Source organism: Clostridium sp. C8-1-8 (assembly GCF_009928445.1).
Lineage (GTDB): Bacteria > Bacillota > Clostridia > Clostridiales > Clostridiaceae > Clostridium_AR.
Genome location: NZ_JAABNO010000027.1, coordinates 52,980 through 68,869, shown reverse-complemented (window position 1 = coordinate 68,869; position 15,890 = coordinate 52,980). Strand labels below are relative to the sequence as shown.

Genomic DNA, 15,890 nt, shown 5'->3' with positions numbered 1-15,890 from the left:
CATATAGTATGTTCATTAAAGTGGTCTTTCCAGCGCCATTCTCTCCAAGCAAAACGTGAGTTTCACTTTTATTAAGATCAAAATTAACATTATCGTTGGCTACAGTCCCTGGGAATATTTTCGTTATGCCCTTCATTTCTACCACTTTTGTCACTGTTAATACCTCCTACCTTAAACTTGGAAATAGTCTTAAAATCTTTAAAAAAGCTAGATGTAGCAACATCTAGCTCTTATTAATATCTAGAAAATATTTAATTATTGTACAGCAGCTGGTGTAAAGCTCTTAACATCAGCTGGTTTTGTTGGAACTACTATCTTACCATCTTTTACAGCTGCTTGATATTTAGCTACTAAATCAAGAACATCTTTAGGAGTATTCTTGCTTGAAGTACCAGCTATATCAATTCCGCCTTCTTTTAATCCAAGTTCTACAGTGCCACTCTTAAATGTGTTGTTTACTATATCTTTACCTGCTTGGTATGTTGCAAAGTCAACCTTCTTTATCATAGAAGAAAGTATTACATCTGCATATTGAGGAAGTGTAACCGCTTGGTCCATATCAACTCCGATAGCCCAAACCTTTTTACCATTCTTGTTTGCTTCTTGAACTGCTTGGAACATACCTTCTCCAGCACCACCTGCTGCATGGTATATTACAGTACAACCAGCATTTATTAAGTTCTTAGCTGCTTCTTTTCCTTTTGCAGCATCAGTAAAGCTATCTACATATTGAACTGTCTTTCTTCCTATTAAATCTTCAGCTGCAGTTGGATTAACAGCTTTAACTCCAGCTGCAAAACCTGCTTCAAACTTTTGGATAAGTTCTTGGTCTTTTCCACCAACGAAACCTACTTTACCAGTTCCAGCCATCTTACCAGCAATTATTCCCATTAGGAATGAACCATCTTGTTCCTTAAATAGTATTGATCTTACGTTTGATGCATCAACAGCAGAATCTACTATAGCAAAGTTTGTATCTTTATGCTTTTTAGCAGCATTTGTAACAGCATCTGACATTTGGAATCCAACTCCAACAACTAGGTTAGAACCTTCTGATACCAATGCATCTAAGTTTGATTCATAATCATCCTTAGACTTTGATTCAACAGCTTTATAAGTGAAGTTAAGTTCTGATGCAGCTTTCTTTAATCCAGTATCAGCTGCTTGGTTAAAGGACTTATCATTTAAACCACCTTCATCAGTTGAAAGACCAACCATTACCTTCTTAGTAGAAGATGAATTGTCAGTAGTTGACTTATTGTCATTTGACTTGCTAGCACAACCAGCGAATAGAGTTGCTACAACAGCTACAGATGCCATAGCAGCAATTAGTTTTTTCTTGTTCATTACAGATCCCTCCTAATATTTATATATTGTTTGGTTACAAACATATAACCAACCATTTACTTATTAAAATTAGAACTATTAAACCAAAAATAAAGATATGTAACCACTTTCCTATTAGACAACACCTAAGCATTTATTTAAGTATAAAAAAAGGTCTGTTATAAATACAAATAATTAATATATACATGTCCTAAAAGTTGTATTTTAAAACCTAGTAAATAATTGTATATAACAAACACTATTAAATGCTACTCAATATATACAAACAGAGTAATCTTCTAAACTGTAGTAACACAAGTATATTTTGGTAAACATTTTCTCGTTGTCATTATAGCATACGTTAAACATAAATGAAACAGTTTTTTCGTTTATATTACTAAATTTATCTAAAGGCATCACATTTTTCTAATAAAATTTTAATTATATTAAAATTTTATTCAATAAAAATACATATTCACGATAATTTCTACTTTAATCTCCATGGAGTATTCGTAAATTATAGTATTATTTGCGACTTATTCATTTCCCTTATACTAATAAGTATATAATATTTGGGCAATCTTTATTCTTAATATCTCATGGTAAATAGTTCCAACATATCTCAGTTAGTTACATTCTTCTACATAGAAAAGAAGCTGAAGCTAGTATCCTCAGAGAGTATTTTCACTTTAATCTGATTTTACAGACCTATGTGAGGAAAGTCATATAAAGTAAAAAAAGACAATGTGGCTTAAATGACCACATTGTCTTTTTTTAGCATAATATATTATTCCGCAATAATCAATAACTAAATTAAAATTCCTCAATAAAAAATAATCCACATGCCTTAGGACCTGAATGTATACCTACAGTACAGCCAACCTCAGCATCAATATAATCAATATTATTTTCATTCAAATAGTCTTTTAATGGTTCATAAATATCTTGATTCTCAATATGCAATAGAATTACAGGCTCATCTTTCTTATGCTTCAAGGTTTCAAAGGTATTTATTATCTCTTTAGCAGCTTTTTTACTGCCTCTAACCTTGTCCATAACTGACATTTTTCCTTCTTTAACTTCTAATATTAGCTTTATTCCAAGAACACTCCCTATAACCCCTGCAGTTTTAGATAGTCTTCCGCCTCTGACTAAGTTATCCAAGCTCTCAAACCCAAGAGCACTCTTGATATGGGGAATAGTCAATTTTAACTTTTCTTCTATTTCCTTTAAACTGACTCCCTTATCTCTCAAATTGATTGCTTTTAATACAACTATTCCAAGACCAGAGGTTACGTTCTTGGAATCAATAACTAATATATCCTCAGTTTCGAACATATCTCTTGCAATACATGCAGAATTGTAAGTTCCACTCATATCTGAGGATAGATGTATGGATATAATTTTATATCCTTCTTCTAAATACTTCTTATAGCATTCATAGAATCTATTTGGAGTAACTTGAGCTGTAGTTGGTAGGGCGTTATCTTCTTCTATACGCCTTAACATAGTCTTAAGTTCTATTTCTACACCATCTAGATAACTTTCCTCTCCAAAGTTTATAAGAAGTGGCAATACATCCACATCATGCCTTTTCAATAACTCCATGGGGATATCAGCAGTACTATCAGTAATTATTTTAATCTTTTCCATATAAGCTCCCCCTATTTATTTCATACTAGGAAATCCAATTTGTCTCAATGCCTCATATGCGATGATTGAAACCGTATTTGATAAGTTTAGAGATCTAGTTGATGTATTTATCATTGGAACTCTTATGCCATCTACGTCATTATGAACATTCTCCGGAACTCCAGATGATTCTCTACCAAACATTATGAAGTCCCCTTCTTTATACTCAACTTCGTCATAATATTTTGTAGCATGAGTTGTTGACAAAAATATTCTAGCACCTTTATTTTTTTCCATGAAATCTTCATAACTTTCGTAGATTTCCATGTCTAGATATTGCCAATAGTCAAGTCCAGCTCTTCTTACATGCTTTTCATCTAAGCTGAAGCCTAGCGGCTTTATTAAATGAAGTTTAGAATTAGTCAATACACAGGTTCTAGCTATATTACCTGTATTTTGAGGTATCTCTGGTTGATATAGAACTATATTAAGATTCACTTTTTTTCCTCCGAAACGTTACAATAAATTATAAGATTTTGCTTCATCTTATTATATTACATTATTTTATTATCTTAATCAAATATAACTAAATAGTGAAACTTAATCTTTAGTATCTATTTTGAAATAATAAACTTTTCTATAGCTTTACCTACTCCATCTCTGTCATTTGTATCTGTTATATAATCAGCCACATCTTTTAGTTGCTTTATACCATTAGATACTGCTACTCCAAGCCCTGCATATTGTATCATAGGTATATCATTCTCATTATCACCTATACACATTATTTCATTTCTACTTATACCATAGTAATTTGCAAGAACTTCCACCGCTTTTCCTTTTGAAACATCCTTATTAAGAATTTCTACATTGTAAGCACCTGAGCTTGTTATACTTATGTCCTCAAAGGTTGCAAGCTCTTTTCTAAAATTCCTTAATGTACTTCTGCTAGGACTAAAAACAATACACTTTACAAACTCATCCTCATGATGATTGAATACTTCCTGCCATTCTTCTTTTTTCCCTACATATCTAATCTTAAGTCTTAAATCTTTAGGTAATGGTAAAGACATAAATAACTTAAGTGCTACTCCATGTAGTCTACTGCTGGCAAAAATTCTGTCGGTTGTGTAGAAATGCATTTTTACGCCGCTTTTTTGAGATAGCTCTAACAATCTTAAACAGGTTTCTGTACTAAGTGCATTTTTATATATTACTACGCCTTTATCCTTTTCTCGTATTATAGCTCCATTTGTGGCTATAACAGGAGACTTAACACCCAATAAGTTAGAATAATGCAGAGCATTATTGAAGATTCTTCCTGTAGTTATTACAATATGTACTCCCTTATCATGGGCTTTCTGCAACATTTCCTTATTATAACTTGATATCTTCTTTTTATTATTTAATAAAGTTCCATCCATATCTATACATACTAATTTGTAACTCATATAATACTCCTATTTATGTATATTTTTTATGTTTATCTTACTAAATTATCATTTTCATATCCTTGAATATTATACCAGTAATCTTTCACAAAAAAAATAAGGATTTGATTTATACTTCACTAGACCTAAAAACAATAGATATACATAATAGCATTATAAAATGTCTAATATGTATATCTATCTTTAACTAAAATAATACGTATTTTCTTATTACATATTTAATGTTTCCTTGATTATCTTTAAGTATACTTTCAATATAATCTACCAATTCACTTCTGTTATAATTTAGACCATTTTCTTCTCCATAGAATTCTTTATAAATATTATCGATTAATTCCTTCAACATCAAAGATAACTTCTCGTCACTAATATTTTTAGCAAATTCCAAATCAGTTTCACTTAATTCCTTGGTTATTTTTATCTTTCTTAATCTTGATAAAGAATATTCATATAGAGGTATAAGACTGTTATATTTATAAACTTTTTGTTTTTTTAACTTGAAAGCAACTATTCTTACAAGAAAATAAATCAACACAATAGCTACAGGTAATATAATTTTTATATATTTATAGTAATAAGGTTTATCCTCAGAAGCTAATTTATTATCTTGTTCCTTATCCTTAATACTTGCCTTTGATGAAGTACTAGAAGAACTACTTATATTCCCTCCGCTTGCAGCACTAGCTAAACTTTCATCGTCAGCTGTTTTTTTATGTCTATACTGATAAGCACTAGGCGCTGTATCCACTTTAGTAAATACTACTGTTCTAGCTACATGATCTCCTTGAATTTGTTGTCCATCCAAATAAACTTCTGACCATGCATGAGCATCCTCGTTTGTGACTCTATACATATTATTGTATGTTTTATCAGTTGTAGCCTTAAATCCCTCCACATATCTTGCTGGAATTCCTGCAATCCTACACATTACAGTCATAGCTGTAGCGAAATATACACAATACCCTTTCTTTTCTTCAAATAAAAAATAATCAACAAAGTCTCTTCCCTGAGGTACACTAGATACATCTAAACTATACTGATAATTTTTAGTTAAATATTCTTTTATTTTATAAGTCTTCTCAGCGTTTGAAGATGCTCCCTTCACTATTTGACTAACAAGATCAACAGTCCTTTGGGTAATAGTATCTGGAAGTTGCAAGTAATTTGACAAATCACCATTATTATATAGCGCAACTGTTTCGATAGCTTCAGGTTTAGTTGGCGCTTGATCAAGAAAAGTATCATAATTACTTCTCGAATAAAAATTTATGGTATATTCTGTCTTTATTGGCCTTTGAGAGTAAAAGGCTTCATTAGCTTTATCAACGTAAGTAGCATTGTCACTATTATATTTCAGCTTGACAAAAAACGGATAATACGGAGTAAAAAGTGTAGTGGTGGTTACGTAATCTGGATGTATAGTCATAGTTTCTACATTTGTTCCTACAAATTTATCATTATAGTATTGATCCATACTATCAGCCTTCTCTATCTGCTTATACTCAGATACCCATGCTGAACCTGTATATTTTTCTTTAACCGAACCTTTAAGATATATAGGAGACTTATTACTGCCTTTATACTCTAGCTTCAGTGCCTCTCTATCATCTATGCTTATTGGACCTCCTAAAATTTTAGAAGTATCACTATAACCCGACTTAGCTAGGGAGTACCCATACTTATCTGGATTTCCTAGATTGCCACCATTGTCAGCTATATTTTCAACAACCTTATCAGTAATAATTTTTGAGAACCTACCACTGGCAGACTTAGGTATTACAGATATAACTATTGATGTTATGACTGCCAAAGTTATAACTGAAGCCAGTACTCTCGAACTTGTTATACTATTTCTGATTTCTTTTCTTTTAAGCTTCCTTATATAAACTCCAAAATGGTTAATTCCATATGTTACCATACTTACAAAAACAAATAAATACATTACTTTATTTATTTCTTCATAATATCCTAAGTACCAATAGAGCGTCATTATAATTATATTTACTAAAACTAGTATATCTGCAAGACCTCTTTTTAGCATCCACATGATAATCGGGGTTGCAGTTGGTATGATTATAATCAACAAATTCTCTATAAGAGAAAAATCACTGGCTCTTCCTGCTCTCATATTAGTATTGATTAAACTCATATTTTTTGTTATGCCACCGACTACAAAAGAAGTGATAAACAGCTTAAAAACTATTGTTAGAAGTAGTATAAAACAAAGCAATCCCATAGTTAATATGAGTTTTTTCTCCAATGACTTGACCTTATCGTCATAAACCCAGTATATTAACAAACCTATAAGAAACAATATAATTATAAAGAAGTAATTAGTTCCATCTATATTTAAGCAGGCTCTTAATGTTAAGATAACAAGTAATATATTTAAAAAACTTACTATAATGTTTAAACTCTTTTCCTTAATCCACTCCATACTAGCTCACCTGCCCTTTTATAAGCTCTTCTATGCTTACAGCTACCTCTTCATAAAGTACTTCTTCATCAATCTTACGGCATACAATGCCAAGATTACTCATAGCAAGTATAGAATTCTCATTTATTTCGCTCTTAAGATAGAATAGAACAAAGGAATTTCCTCTTTCTTTATTTTCCATCATGAAGCTAAGAATTTTTTCTGATAAGGTATGAGTTATTATGGCCATTCCAGCTATAGAAGAAAGCCTTTGCTTTTGCATTTGTATAAAGCTAGTTATAGGTGTTGTTCCTTCACTTTTATGTTCAATCAAATAGTTCAAGAACTTTTCAAAATCTATCTTATTCTCTATTTCTAAAGTCTCTTCCTTTAGGTTATTTACAAATAATCTAGTTGATACATTCTTCTTTAGGAAAGAATATATCAAAGAGGCTGAAAAGTCCATTAGCATCTCTTCATTTTTCCCGTAAGGATCAAGTAAGTAATTGCTTTGATTCATATCAATAAATATATTAAACTCTTCACCGGATACAGTATCAAAGTTTCTAACATATAGATCATTTAGCTTTGCACTCACCTTCCAGTTTATTCTTTTTAAACTATCTCCTTCTCTATATTTTCTCATATCTTTTGTGGAGTGAGGATCTTCTTTGCTTGTTACTACTGAAAGTGTATTTTCAATAATGTCTGAACCTCTTATAGTCATCCCACTTACATCATATACCCTTGGAAATATCTTTATCTGCTTTTTTCCTTCTATCCTATATCTTAAACTAAATATTCCAAATAAGTCTTTAAGCTCAACTTCATAGCTTCCTAAATCAAATTTTCCTCTACATATGTAGATAAGCTCTTCAGATATTATTCGATGCTCATTAACAGATAAGGTTACAGCATCTCCTGAATAGTTTTTCTTAATTTTCACTATGCCTTCATTGGTTATATTGCAATAAGGGAGAATAAATATCGTATTATTTTTAACCATAGTATCAATATACTCTTTCTCTCCACAAGTATAAAATCTTGCGGTTGTAACATTACTAATGTTTAAGCCAAATCTTGCTATAACTATTGAAATAAAACTTATCAAAAAGGTTATAAACAACATATAGAAAATAACATGTGGTAGACTACCTCCTTGAACATATAAGAATATAGCAGAAAGTATCAAAAGTACTAGATATTTTATACTTATTCTTATTTTAGCCATTGAAAGTTACCCTTGGCACTTCTACCATTCTTAATATATCTTCTATGGTCTCCCTTTCCCCATAGCCGTTTGCTTTTCCAGTTGAAGACAATATTATTCTATGACTCAGTACTAACGCAGCATTTTCTTTTACATCCTCCGGAATAACATAGTTTCTTCCATTAAGCAAAGCACTTGCCTGAGCAACCTTCTGAAGTGACAATATAGCTCTTGTACTTACTCCTAAAGATATATAGTTACTTTCTCTTGTTTTATTTGCGATTCTGACTATATATTCATTTACAGCCGTTGCTACCTTTACTTTTTTTACTGCTTCCTGAAGATATAGTATATCCTCAGCTGTCACCACATTACTTAAATCTTCTAGCGGACTCTTCTCTCTGTATTTTTCTAGTATGTCCACCTCAGCCTCAGAGGATGGATATCCTAAAGAAACCTTTATTATAAATCTATCAAGCTGAGCCTCTGGCAATCTAAAAGTACCATCGTAATCTATTGGATTTTGTGTTGCCATTACTATAAATGGGCTTTTTAGCCTGTGAGTTTGACCTCCCTCTGAAACCTGATTTTCCTCCATTACTTCAAGTAGCGCTGATTGAGTTTTGGGAGATGTTCTATTGATTTCATCTGCTAATACTATATTAGAAAATATAGGACCTTCCTTAAACTCAAACTCCATATTCTTTTGATTATATATGGAAATACCTGTTATATCAGAAGGAAGAAGATCTGGAGTAAATTGAATTCTACTATAAGTTAAGTCAATTGTCTTTGCTAGTGCCTTAACCAAGGTAGTTTTACCTACGCCAGGAACATCCTCTATTAGAATATGTCCATTTGCAATTACTCCTTTTAATATATTATTAATCTCATATTGTTTTCCTATTATAACCTTATTAAGATTATCCAGTACTTTGCTAATAATTTCTCTTTCTCTCATGCCTTAAACTCCCTTTTATATTCTATATATATATTTTTGTGCTAAGCAAATATATATTTAAAGCCCTGTTAATAATATGGATGAAATTAAGTGGTTATACAGTAGATCATATATGAGTTAGCTATTAAAACTAATTAACTAACTTTGTAATTTCATCGCGATACTTTAACAATGACTATTTAATAATATAATTGCATTAAACATTATAGGATAATAATATTCAAATTAATACATGTATATTATACCTACTACATTTTTCATACTTCTCCTAATTCTATCTATTTATTACAATTCCTTCACATATTAAAAATATTACATTTTCTTAATATTTATTAACAGTTTAATTGTTATGAAAAGTAATTTATTATCACATTTCTAATCTTCTATGAAGAAGAACAGTTTTTTCATTATACTCTGAGAAACCTTAGCTTACATGGCGGATTTCTAGACATTAAAAAAGCACACTTTGACAAAGTGTGCTTCTAACATAATACTTATATGTTTATATAATAAACTCTTTATTATAGTAATTTTTCGATAGCTTCAGCCATTTCTGATGGCTCAGAAGTTGGTTCAAATCTTGAAACCACATTTCCTTCTTTATCTACTAGGAACTTTGTAAAGTTCCACTTTACTGAATTTCCTTCTAAGAATTGAGGGAAGTTATTTTCTAAGGCTTCTAATAATGGCTTTCCTACTGGGTGGTTCATATTGAATCCTTGGAAAGGAGCTTTCTCAGTTAAGTAGTTGAATAATGGATGAGCGTTTTCGTCTCTTACATTTGTTTTCTCAAATAGTTGGAAGGAAACTCCATAATTAATTTGACAGAAGTTCTTAACTTCACCATTATCACCAGGTTCTTGTCCTGCGAATTGGTTACTTGGGAAACCTAATATTTCAAGTCCTTGATCCTTATATTTTTTATAAAGTGCTTCAAGTCCTTCATATTGAGGTGTAAACCCACACTTACTAGCAGTATTAACTATTAGTAAAACCTTACCTGCATATTTGTCTAAAGATATTTCTTGTCCATCAATTGTTTTTGCTTTAAAATCATAAACTGACATAATTTTGTCGCTGGAATCATTTTAGCCTTCTAAAGATTAACCAGCTTCCTCCTCTTCATTTCATAATTATTTTATATATTTTCTAAATATAATTTAATCGAGTGCAATTTAATTTAGTATAATTTAATTATATATAGTATTTTATTCCATGTCAATACCTTTATAGGTATTTATTTAATAATATGTATTAATTAATAAATATTTAACACATATATTATTTATTTTGATCTAAATATGAAACCGCATTCAATGCTGCTATCTGTCCTTGTCCTGCTGCCTTCATATATTGATATGGCTTACCAACACAATCACCAGCAGCAAAGCAACCTTCTATATTAGTATTCATATTAATATCAACTTTTATATGTTCTCCTAGCATCTCTAACCCTGGCACTAATTGACTTGGCGATACACTATCCTTTATTATAAATACTGCATCGGTAATAACTTCACATTCCGCCAGTATCAATTTTTCAACCTTTTTTCCTCCTACTATTTCAGTAGGTTTGCTTCTTATTACTTCTATACTACTATTGAACTCTACTTCATCCTTATACATTGGTATATAGTAGACTTTTGATGCCAATTCGCTTACATAAACAGCCTCTTCTTCAGCTTCCTTATTATAGCCAATTATACTAACTACTTTGTCTTTATACAGAGGAGCATCACAAGTAGCACAATACCCTACACCCTTACCAAGTAATTCTTCTTCACCTTTTATAGGTTTACTAAACTCTACACCGGAAGTAATTATAACTGAAGTCGCCTCATACATCTTTTCATTAGCTGATAAAGTGAAATACTCTCCCATTGCATAAACTGAGTTAATCTTTTCATTTACAATTTCAATGTCCATATGCTGTAGATGTTTTTGAAATTGTTCTTTAAGTTCAATTCCAGCAACATTAGGTATCCCTAAATAATTATTGATTTTAGGTGCTTTTATTAATTTATTACTAAAGTTGCTGTTTCCAAATATTATAATATTTTTGTTTCTTATCTTAGCATTTATAGCACTTGATAAACCAGCTGGGCCGCTTCCAATTATAGCTATATCATATCTTTCCATATGAAATCACCTTCCTTATATGTACTTATTTAAAACTTGTAATAGTTTAACCTTAGGATTAAATCCATTTAATGTGTCAACTAACTCTCCTTGCTTAAATACTAACATTGTAGGTATTCCTGATATTTGATATTTACTTACTAATTCTTTATTTTGATCTGCATTAACTTTTAAGAATTCAACTTTACCTTCTAATTCTACTGAAAGTTCATCCAAAATAGGTGATATCATCTTACATGGTTCACACCAAGTAGCCCACAAATCCACTAGTACAACATTCTTCGAATCCTTCATAGCCTCTTCTAAGTTATTGTCAACAACTTCTCTTATCATATTCTCGCTCTCCTCTTAATATTAATTTTATGCAATTTAATTTGGCATAATCAAATTATATGCAATAGTTAAATTTATGTCAATACCTTTTAGATTATTTATCCATAGAAAATTAGTTAGGTGATATATTTTTTATTCTTTTATGTAGATAAATATTTAAGTTAACTACACATACTTATCTACAGATCTATATATAAAATACAACCTTTTTCATAATACTTTGTGGAATTCTTTCCTTCACGTGTGATTGGTAAATACTAAAAAAAGCCACCCTGCATTAGGATGGCTTTTTAAGTATGGATGTTATTATTGATTAGTACCTGCTGCAGTTCCTTGAGCCGGAGCTATAGGAGCCGCTGGAGTTGGAGCTGCCGGAGCAACTGGAGCAGCTTGAGTTGGCTGCGCTTGTTGAGCCTGCTGTGTCTGATCTGCTGGTTGCGCCTGAACTGGAGCTGCTTTCTTGGTTCCAACTCTCAAAACTCCATTAACTTTTTGATATATATCAGTAGCTATGTTGTCTCTAGCTATCTCTTTTCCATCTTGATATGTTACAAGATAACTTTTCACCTTATATCCAGTAACTGGATTCTTATCCCATTGCTTTTGACCTTCTGGAAGGCTAGCATCATTTACATTGGTTACAGTAGGATCATATTTTTCTAAAGTTTCAGCAAATAGTTCATAAGTTTTTCCGCCCATACCTGCTGCATTTCCATAAAAATTAACATATACATTTTTATTACTTGTGTATGATTCTATGTATATAGGAAAATTATATGTATTCTTAAACTTATAATCTAAAGAGCCCCAGTAAACTGTAGCATCTAGTCCAACTGGCGAGTAGCTTGTGGGCATAGAATGATTGTATCTTTCTGTTGATCTTATACCAGCTCTCATTGCTGCTCTATATAATGTGGTAGAAACTTGGCATATTCCGCCACCAACACCCTGTTCAACCTTGTCGCCTACGAATATAGCAGCATCTTTAAAACCTCTTGCAGTGGTTCTTTCTCCAACAGCCTGATTATAACTAAAGGTGTCTCCCGGCATTAAAAGCTTACCATTTATAAAACTACTAGCTAAAGTTACGTTTGCTGATCTTCCTGGATTTGAAGTAGCAAAACTAGTTGAAAAAGTGGACAGCTTACTATCAATTTTAGTTAATTCAGTCTTAGGATACTTAGGCTTAGTCTCTTCTATAGGTGCCTCAACCGCAGAATTAGCCTCCAATTTTCCATTTATGTTATTTTTAATCAACTTGTCCAGTTCTTCGGTTTTAATTTTATGCCCTATTTGATCGTCTGTAACACTAATACTTCCATTACTTATTGTAAGCTTAGCATCTACAGGATCCTTGTTTATCTTACTCTCAATCTGTTGTTCAAAAGCCTTTAACTTGCTATCGTCATATGTAAAGTCTAAAGGAATATCTTTACCTAGACCATTTTTTATTACATCATTCTTTTTAAATAATGATAAATCTTTTCCTTCTTTTATAGCCTTTTCTGCAACTTCTTGAACATTAAATTGAGGACTAAGACTTGAATAGTCAAGTTCAAAACTTTGGTCTAAAGCTTTAACAACAAGCTTCTTTTGCTTTATAGTTCCTGAAAAACTATCTTCTAATAGCTTAATTGCTTCTTCTTTAGTCTTACCTGAAAGATCTACACCATTAACCTTAACGCCTTGGTATATTTTATTGTCCCATTTTGACACTTGGTTCTTTACCGTCATGGCATATCCACCAAATCCAGACAATCCAATTACAACTACAGCTACTGTTCCAGCTACGACCCACTTAAGTGCCTTAGTTTTTCTTACTTTGCTGCTCATATATCTTCTCCTCCTTGATGTAGATGTACACTTTACTACCTTCAACTTGACCTGATGAATCATAGTTAATATAAATATATTGGATATAAAATAAGTACATCTCTAGATGAACCATCTAAAGTTGTTTACTCTTCATAAATCTAAGAAGTCATTATTTCTAAAGTATTTAACAATTAGATTGGTATACTTTTTTTGTACTCTTAATTATACTATAAAAGAAAATATTAATAAATATACTTTTATTGTAAACCGTATTTTTAGTAGTAACTTACAAAAAAATATCCTATTATCTATAGTGCGACATTTTTCAAAATTTATCATATAATTTCACTTTATTTTTTTAATTAATTTTGTATGTTTCTATTTTTTCATCTTTAGTTGTATAATTTATACTATATTAATATTTTTGGGGGTATAAAATGAATTTTGATAGAAATGTTATAAAAGATTATTTAATTAATTTATTATCTACACCTAGTCCTACTGGTTATACTGATAATATTAGGAAATATGTAGTTTCGGAGTTAGACAAGCTAAACGTTAAATATACCTTAACAAACAAAGGTGCAATTTTAGTAAGTTTCAAAGGAGAAAACAAGAACTACGAAAGAGTTTTTTCTGGTCACATAGATACCTTAGGAGCAATGGTAAAGGAAATAAAAAGCAATGGAGCATTAGAACTCACACCAGTTGGCGGATTCATGATGACCTCCATAGATGGCGAAAACTGTACCATAGAAACCTTGGATAACAAAACATATACTGGGACTATTCAAACTATAAAACCTTCGGTTCACATAAGTGGTGATGAAGCTAGAGAACTAAAAAGAACAGCTCAGAACATGGAAGTTATAATAGATGAAAAAGTATTTACAAAAGAAGATACAGAAGCTTTAGGAATAAATGTTGGTGATTTTATATGCTTTGACTCTAGAGCAACTATAACAGAAAAAGACTTTATAAAAAGTAGACATTTAGATGATAAAGCAAGCGTAGCAATCCTTCTGACAGCAATAAAGTATATTTCTGAGAATAACTTAAAGCTACCATACAATACGCATTTCTTCATCTCTACTTATGAAGAAGTGGGACATGGCGCTAAAGCAGGTTTACCTGAACATGTAAAAGAGTTTATAGCAGTAGATATGGGAGCTCCTGGTCCTGGACAGAATTCCTCTGAGTATGCTGTATGTATATGCGCAAAAGATTCTTCTGGTCCTTATGACTATAATTTAAGAAAGAAGCTCATAGACGTTTGCAAAGATAAATCTATAGATTACAAGATTGACATTTACCCTTATTATGGTTCAGATGCTTCAGCAGCTCTAGGTGCTGGGTGGGATATAAGAGCTGCTCTTATAGGCCCTGGTGTTTTCGCCTCCCATGCCTATGAAAGAACTCATATGGATTCAATTGTTGAAACATTAAAGCTAATAGTAGCTTACTCACAAACTCTATAAGGAACCTATATAACAGTTCCAAGCCTTTTTAGAAAAGAAAATGCAATAAAAATGCCCTTAAAAAGGGCATTTTTATTACTATGATATAATTACTCCTCATTTTGACCAAACATAAAATACTCATCATCAAAATAGGTACCATATTCCAATGGATCATCACTTCTAGTTGGTTGAATTAAAAACTTATTCCTCTTCTTAGAAAAGTCTCCATCAAAATCAAAAGCCTCTATGCCTATTTCTATAGGTCTTCCAGCTGGTAGATTAAACTTAGATCTTGGTATAACGTAATAAGTATCATTTATTCCTACAGTTCCTGCGTAATTGCTGTTTACAAATAGATTATATCCCAAAAGGTCCTTATCTCTATTCTTTGTCCAAGAAACATATATATTTTTATTGTCTGTTCTTGCATAAAGTCCTTTTACATCAGTTGGCGGCATCAGCATATCAATACTGTCCGGTCCATAATTCAAGTCTACAGGTGGAGTTACGCCTGGAATATCTCCCTTTTCTGTATACTGCCATATTCGCCATTTCTTCCAACCTCCAATATCCGGTGGAACAGGAGGATTTCCAGCTATTTCTCTATACATAGCTATCCAAAGTGGCATATTACTTAGTGGATAACCTTTTCCTGGAACCTTAAGATCATCATATAGATTAACAAAAAACACTCCTGTATACAGCATAAGTCTTCTTCTTGTCTTACTTTCAAAGCGCTTTCTAAAACGATCTACCCAATTTACTAGCTGTGTAGTTGTTATTGATTTATTTGTAGGTGCCTCTACATCAAGAACTGGAAATAAATCTCCGTAATCACCTTGACCAAATCCATCTTGTAGTACCCCTATAAAAGCATCACATTGGCTATCTGCAGTAGCATAATCTGCTGATGGAAGCGCATAGTGATAAGCTCCAACAGGTATACCTACGGATCTAGATCCCCTAGCAAATTCAATAAATTTTCTATCTACCCTAAACCTTCCTGATCCAGAACCAGAGGCTCTTAAATACAAAAAATCTATAGTTCTAGCTAATACTGTGAAGTTAACCCCTTCTTTGTACTCATTTATGTCAGCCCCGAAGGTACTAAACATTGTCTTATTTTGCATAGTTCCTCCAACTATAA

14 protein-coding genes are annotated in these 15,890 nt (G+C 31.7%); 1 reads left to right on the top strand and 13 read right to left on the bottom strand.

Annotation, left to right across the window (positions count from 1 at the left end):
• The 12 genes from GXK57_RS21085 to GXK57_RS21030 form a co-directional block, all read right to left on the bottom strand.
• The coding region (locus tag GXK57_RS21085; protein ID WP_160679999.1) for an ATP-binding cassette domain-containing protein at window positions 1-154 on the bottom strand (154 nt) is incomplete at its 3' end.
• A gap of 101 nt (window positions 155-255) precedes the next feature.
• Entirely contained in the window at window positions 256-1,347 is a 1,092-nt protein-coding gene (locus GXK57_RS21080) for a BMP family ABC transporter substrate-binding protein (protein WP_160679998.1), read from the bottom strand.
• Between the two features lie 792 nt (window positions 1,348-2,139).
• Window positions 2,140-2,979: a DegV family protein gene (locus GXK57_RS21075; RefSeq protein WP_160679997.1), complete on the bottom strand. Its 840-nt coding sequence runs from the start codon at window positions 2,977-2,979 to the stop codon at window positions 2,140-2,142.
• A 15-nt stretch (window positions 2,980-2,994) separates the two neighbouring features.
• Complete coding sequence (locus GXK57_RS21070) at window positions 2,995-3,456, bottom strand: tRNA (cytidine(34)-2'-O)-methyltransferase (RefSeq protein WP_160679996.1); 462 nt, start codon at window positions 3,454-3,456, stop codon at window positions 2,995-2,997.
• 116 nt (window positions 3,457-3,572) lie between these two features.
• A complete protein-coding gene (locus GXK57_RS21065; RefSeq protein ID WP_160679995.1) occupies window positions 3,573-4,409 on the bottom strand; it encodes a Cof-type HAD-IIB family hydrolase in 837 nt (278 codons plus the stop codon).
• A 187-nt stretch (window positions 4,410-4,596) separates the two neighbouring features.
• Window positions 4,597-6,846 (bottom strand): transglutaminase-like domain-containing protein, encoded by a 2,250-nt coding sequence (locus GXK57_RS21060; RefSeq protein WP_160679994.1) that lies wholly within the window; start codon window positions 6,844-6,846, stop codon window positions 4,597-4,599.
• 1 nt (window position 6,847) lies between these two features.
• Window positions 6,848-8,056, bottom strand: a complete 1,209-nt coding sequence (locus tag GXK57_RS21055; RefSeq protein WP_160679993.1) for a DUF58 domain-containing protein — start codon at window positions 8,054-8,056, stop codon at window positions 6,848-6,850.
• Window positions 8,049-8,996, bottom strand: a complete 948-nt coding sequence (locus tag GXK57_RS21050) for a MoxR family ATPase (RefSeq protein WP_160679992.1) — start codon at window positions 8,994-8,996, stop codon at window positions 8,049-8,051. The genes GXK57_RS21055 and GXK57_RS21050 overlap by 8 nt, the downstream gene beginning before the upstream one ends.
• A gap of 521 nt (window positions 8,997-9,517) precedes the next feature.
• On the bottom strand, window positions 9,518-10,063 hold the full coding sequence (locus GXK57_RS21045) for a glutathione peroxidase (protein WP_160679991.1): 546 nt from the start codon (window positions 10,061-10,063) through the stop codon (window positions 9,518-9,520).
• 214 nt (window positions 10,064-10,277) lie between these two features.
• Window positions 10,278-11,135, bottom strand: a complete 858-nt coding sequence (locus GXK57_RS21040) for an NAD(P)/FAD-dependent oxidoreductase (RefSeq protein WP_160679990.1) — start codon at window positions 11,133-11,135, stop codon at window positions 10,278-10,280.
• 15 nt (window positions 11,136-11,150) lie between these two features.
• The gene (gene trxA / locus GXK57_RS21035; RefSeq protein WP_160679989.1) at window positions 11,151-11,468 is read right to left on the bottom strand and encodes a thioredoxin; all 318 of its coding nucleotides are present in this window, start codon (window positions 11,466-11,468) and stop codon (window positions 11,151-11,153) included.
• A gap of 306 nt (window positions 11,469-11,774) precedes the next feature.
• Window positions 11,775-13,301 carry a VanW family protein gene (locus GXK57_RS21030; protein ID WP_160679988.1) on the bottom strand — a complete coding sequence of 509 codons (1,527 nt, stop codon included), beginning with the start codon at window positions 13,299-13,301 and terminating at the stop codon, window positions 11,775-11,777.
• A 419-nt stretch (window positions 13,302-13,720) separates the two neighbouring features.
• On the opposite strand from GXK57_RS21030, the gene GXK57_RS21025 reads away from it, so the two are divergent.
• The gene (locus GXK57_RS21025) at window positions 13,721-14,761 is read left to right on the top strand and encodes a M42 family metallopeptidase (RefSeq protein WP_160679987.1); all 1,041 of its coding nucleotides are present in this window, start codon (window positions 13,721-13,723) and stop codon (window positions 14,759-14,761) included.
• 89 nt (window positions 14,762-14,850) lie between these two features.
• On the opposite strand, the gene GXK57_RS21020 is transcribed toward GXK57_RS21025, so the two are convergent.
• The gene (locus GXK57_RS21020; RefSeq protein ID WP_160679986.1) at window positions 14,851-15,873 is read right to left on the bottom strand and encodes a glycoside hydrolase family 25 protein; all 1,023 of its coding nucleotides are present in this window, start codon (window positions 15,871-15,873) and stop codon (window positions 14,851-14,853) included.
• Between the last annotated feature and the right edge of the window lie 17 nt (window positions 15,874-15,890).

Coding starts and splice junctions, on each gene's coding strand:
- GXK57_RS21080 (WP_160679998.1), bottom strand. CDS start 1,347: ATGAACAAGAAAAAACTAATTGCTGCTATGGCATCTGTAGCTGTTGTA.
- GXK57_RS21075 (WP_160679997.1), bottom strand. CDS start 2,979: ATGGAAAAGATTAAAATAATTACTGATAGTACTGCTGATATCCCCATG.
- GXK57_RS21065 (WP_160679995.1), bottom strand. CDS start 4,409: ATGAGTTACAAATTAGTATGTATAGATATGGATGGAACTTTATTAAAT.
- GXK57_RS21060 (WP_160679994.1), bottom strand. CDS start 6,846: ATGGAGTGGATTAAGGAAAAGAGTTTAAACATTATAGTAAGTTTTTTA.
- GXK57_RS21055 (WP_160679993.1), bottom strand. CDS start 8,056: ATGGCTAAAATAAGAATAAGTATAAAATATCTAGTACTTTTGATACTT.
- GXK57_RS21050 (WP_160679992.1), bottom strand. CDS start 8,996: ATGAGAGAAAGAGAAATTATTAGCAAAGTACTGGATAATCTTAATAAG.
- GXK57_RS21045 (WP_160679991.1), bottom strand. CDS start 10,063: ATGTCAGTTTATGATTTTAAAGCAAAAACAATTGATGGACAAGAAATA.
- GXK57_RS21040 (WP_160679990.1), bottom strand. CDS start 11,135: ATGGAAAGATATGATATAGCTATAATTGGAAGCGGCCCAGCTGGTTTA.
- trxA (WP_160679989.1), bottom strand. CDS start 11,468: ATGATAAGAGAAGTTGTTGACAATAACTTAGAAGAGGCTATGAAGGAT.
- GXK57_RS21030 (WP_160679988.1), bottom strand. CDS start 13,301: ATGAGCAGCAAAGTAAGAAAAACTAAGGCACTTAAGTGGGTCGTAGCT.
- GXK57_RS21025 (WP_160679987.1), top strand. CDS start 13,721: ATGAATTTTGATAGAAATGTTATAAAAGATTATTTAATTAATTTATTA.
- GXK57_RS21020 (WP_160679986.1), bottom strand. CDS start 15,873: ATGCAAAATAAGACAATGTTTAGTACCTTCGGGGCTGACATAAATGAG.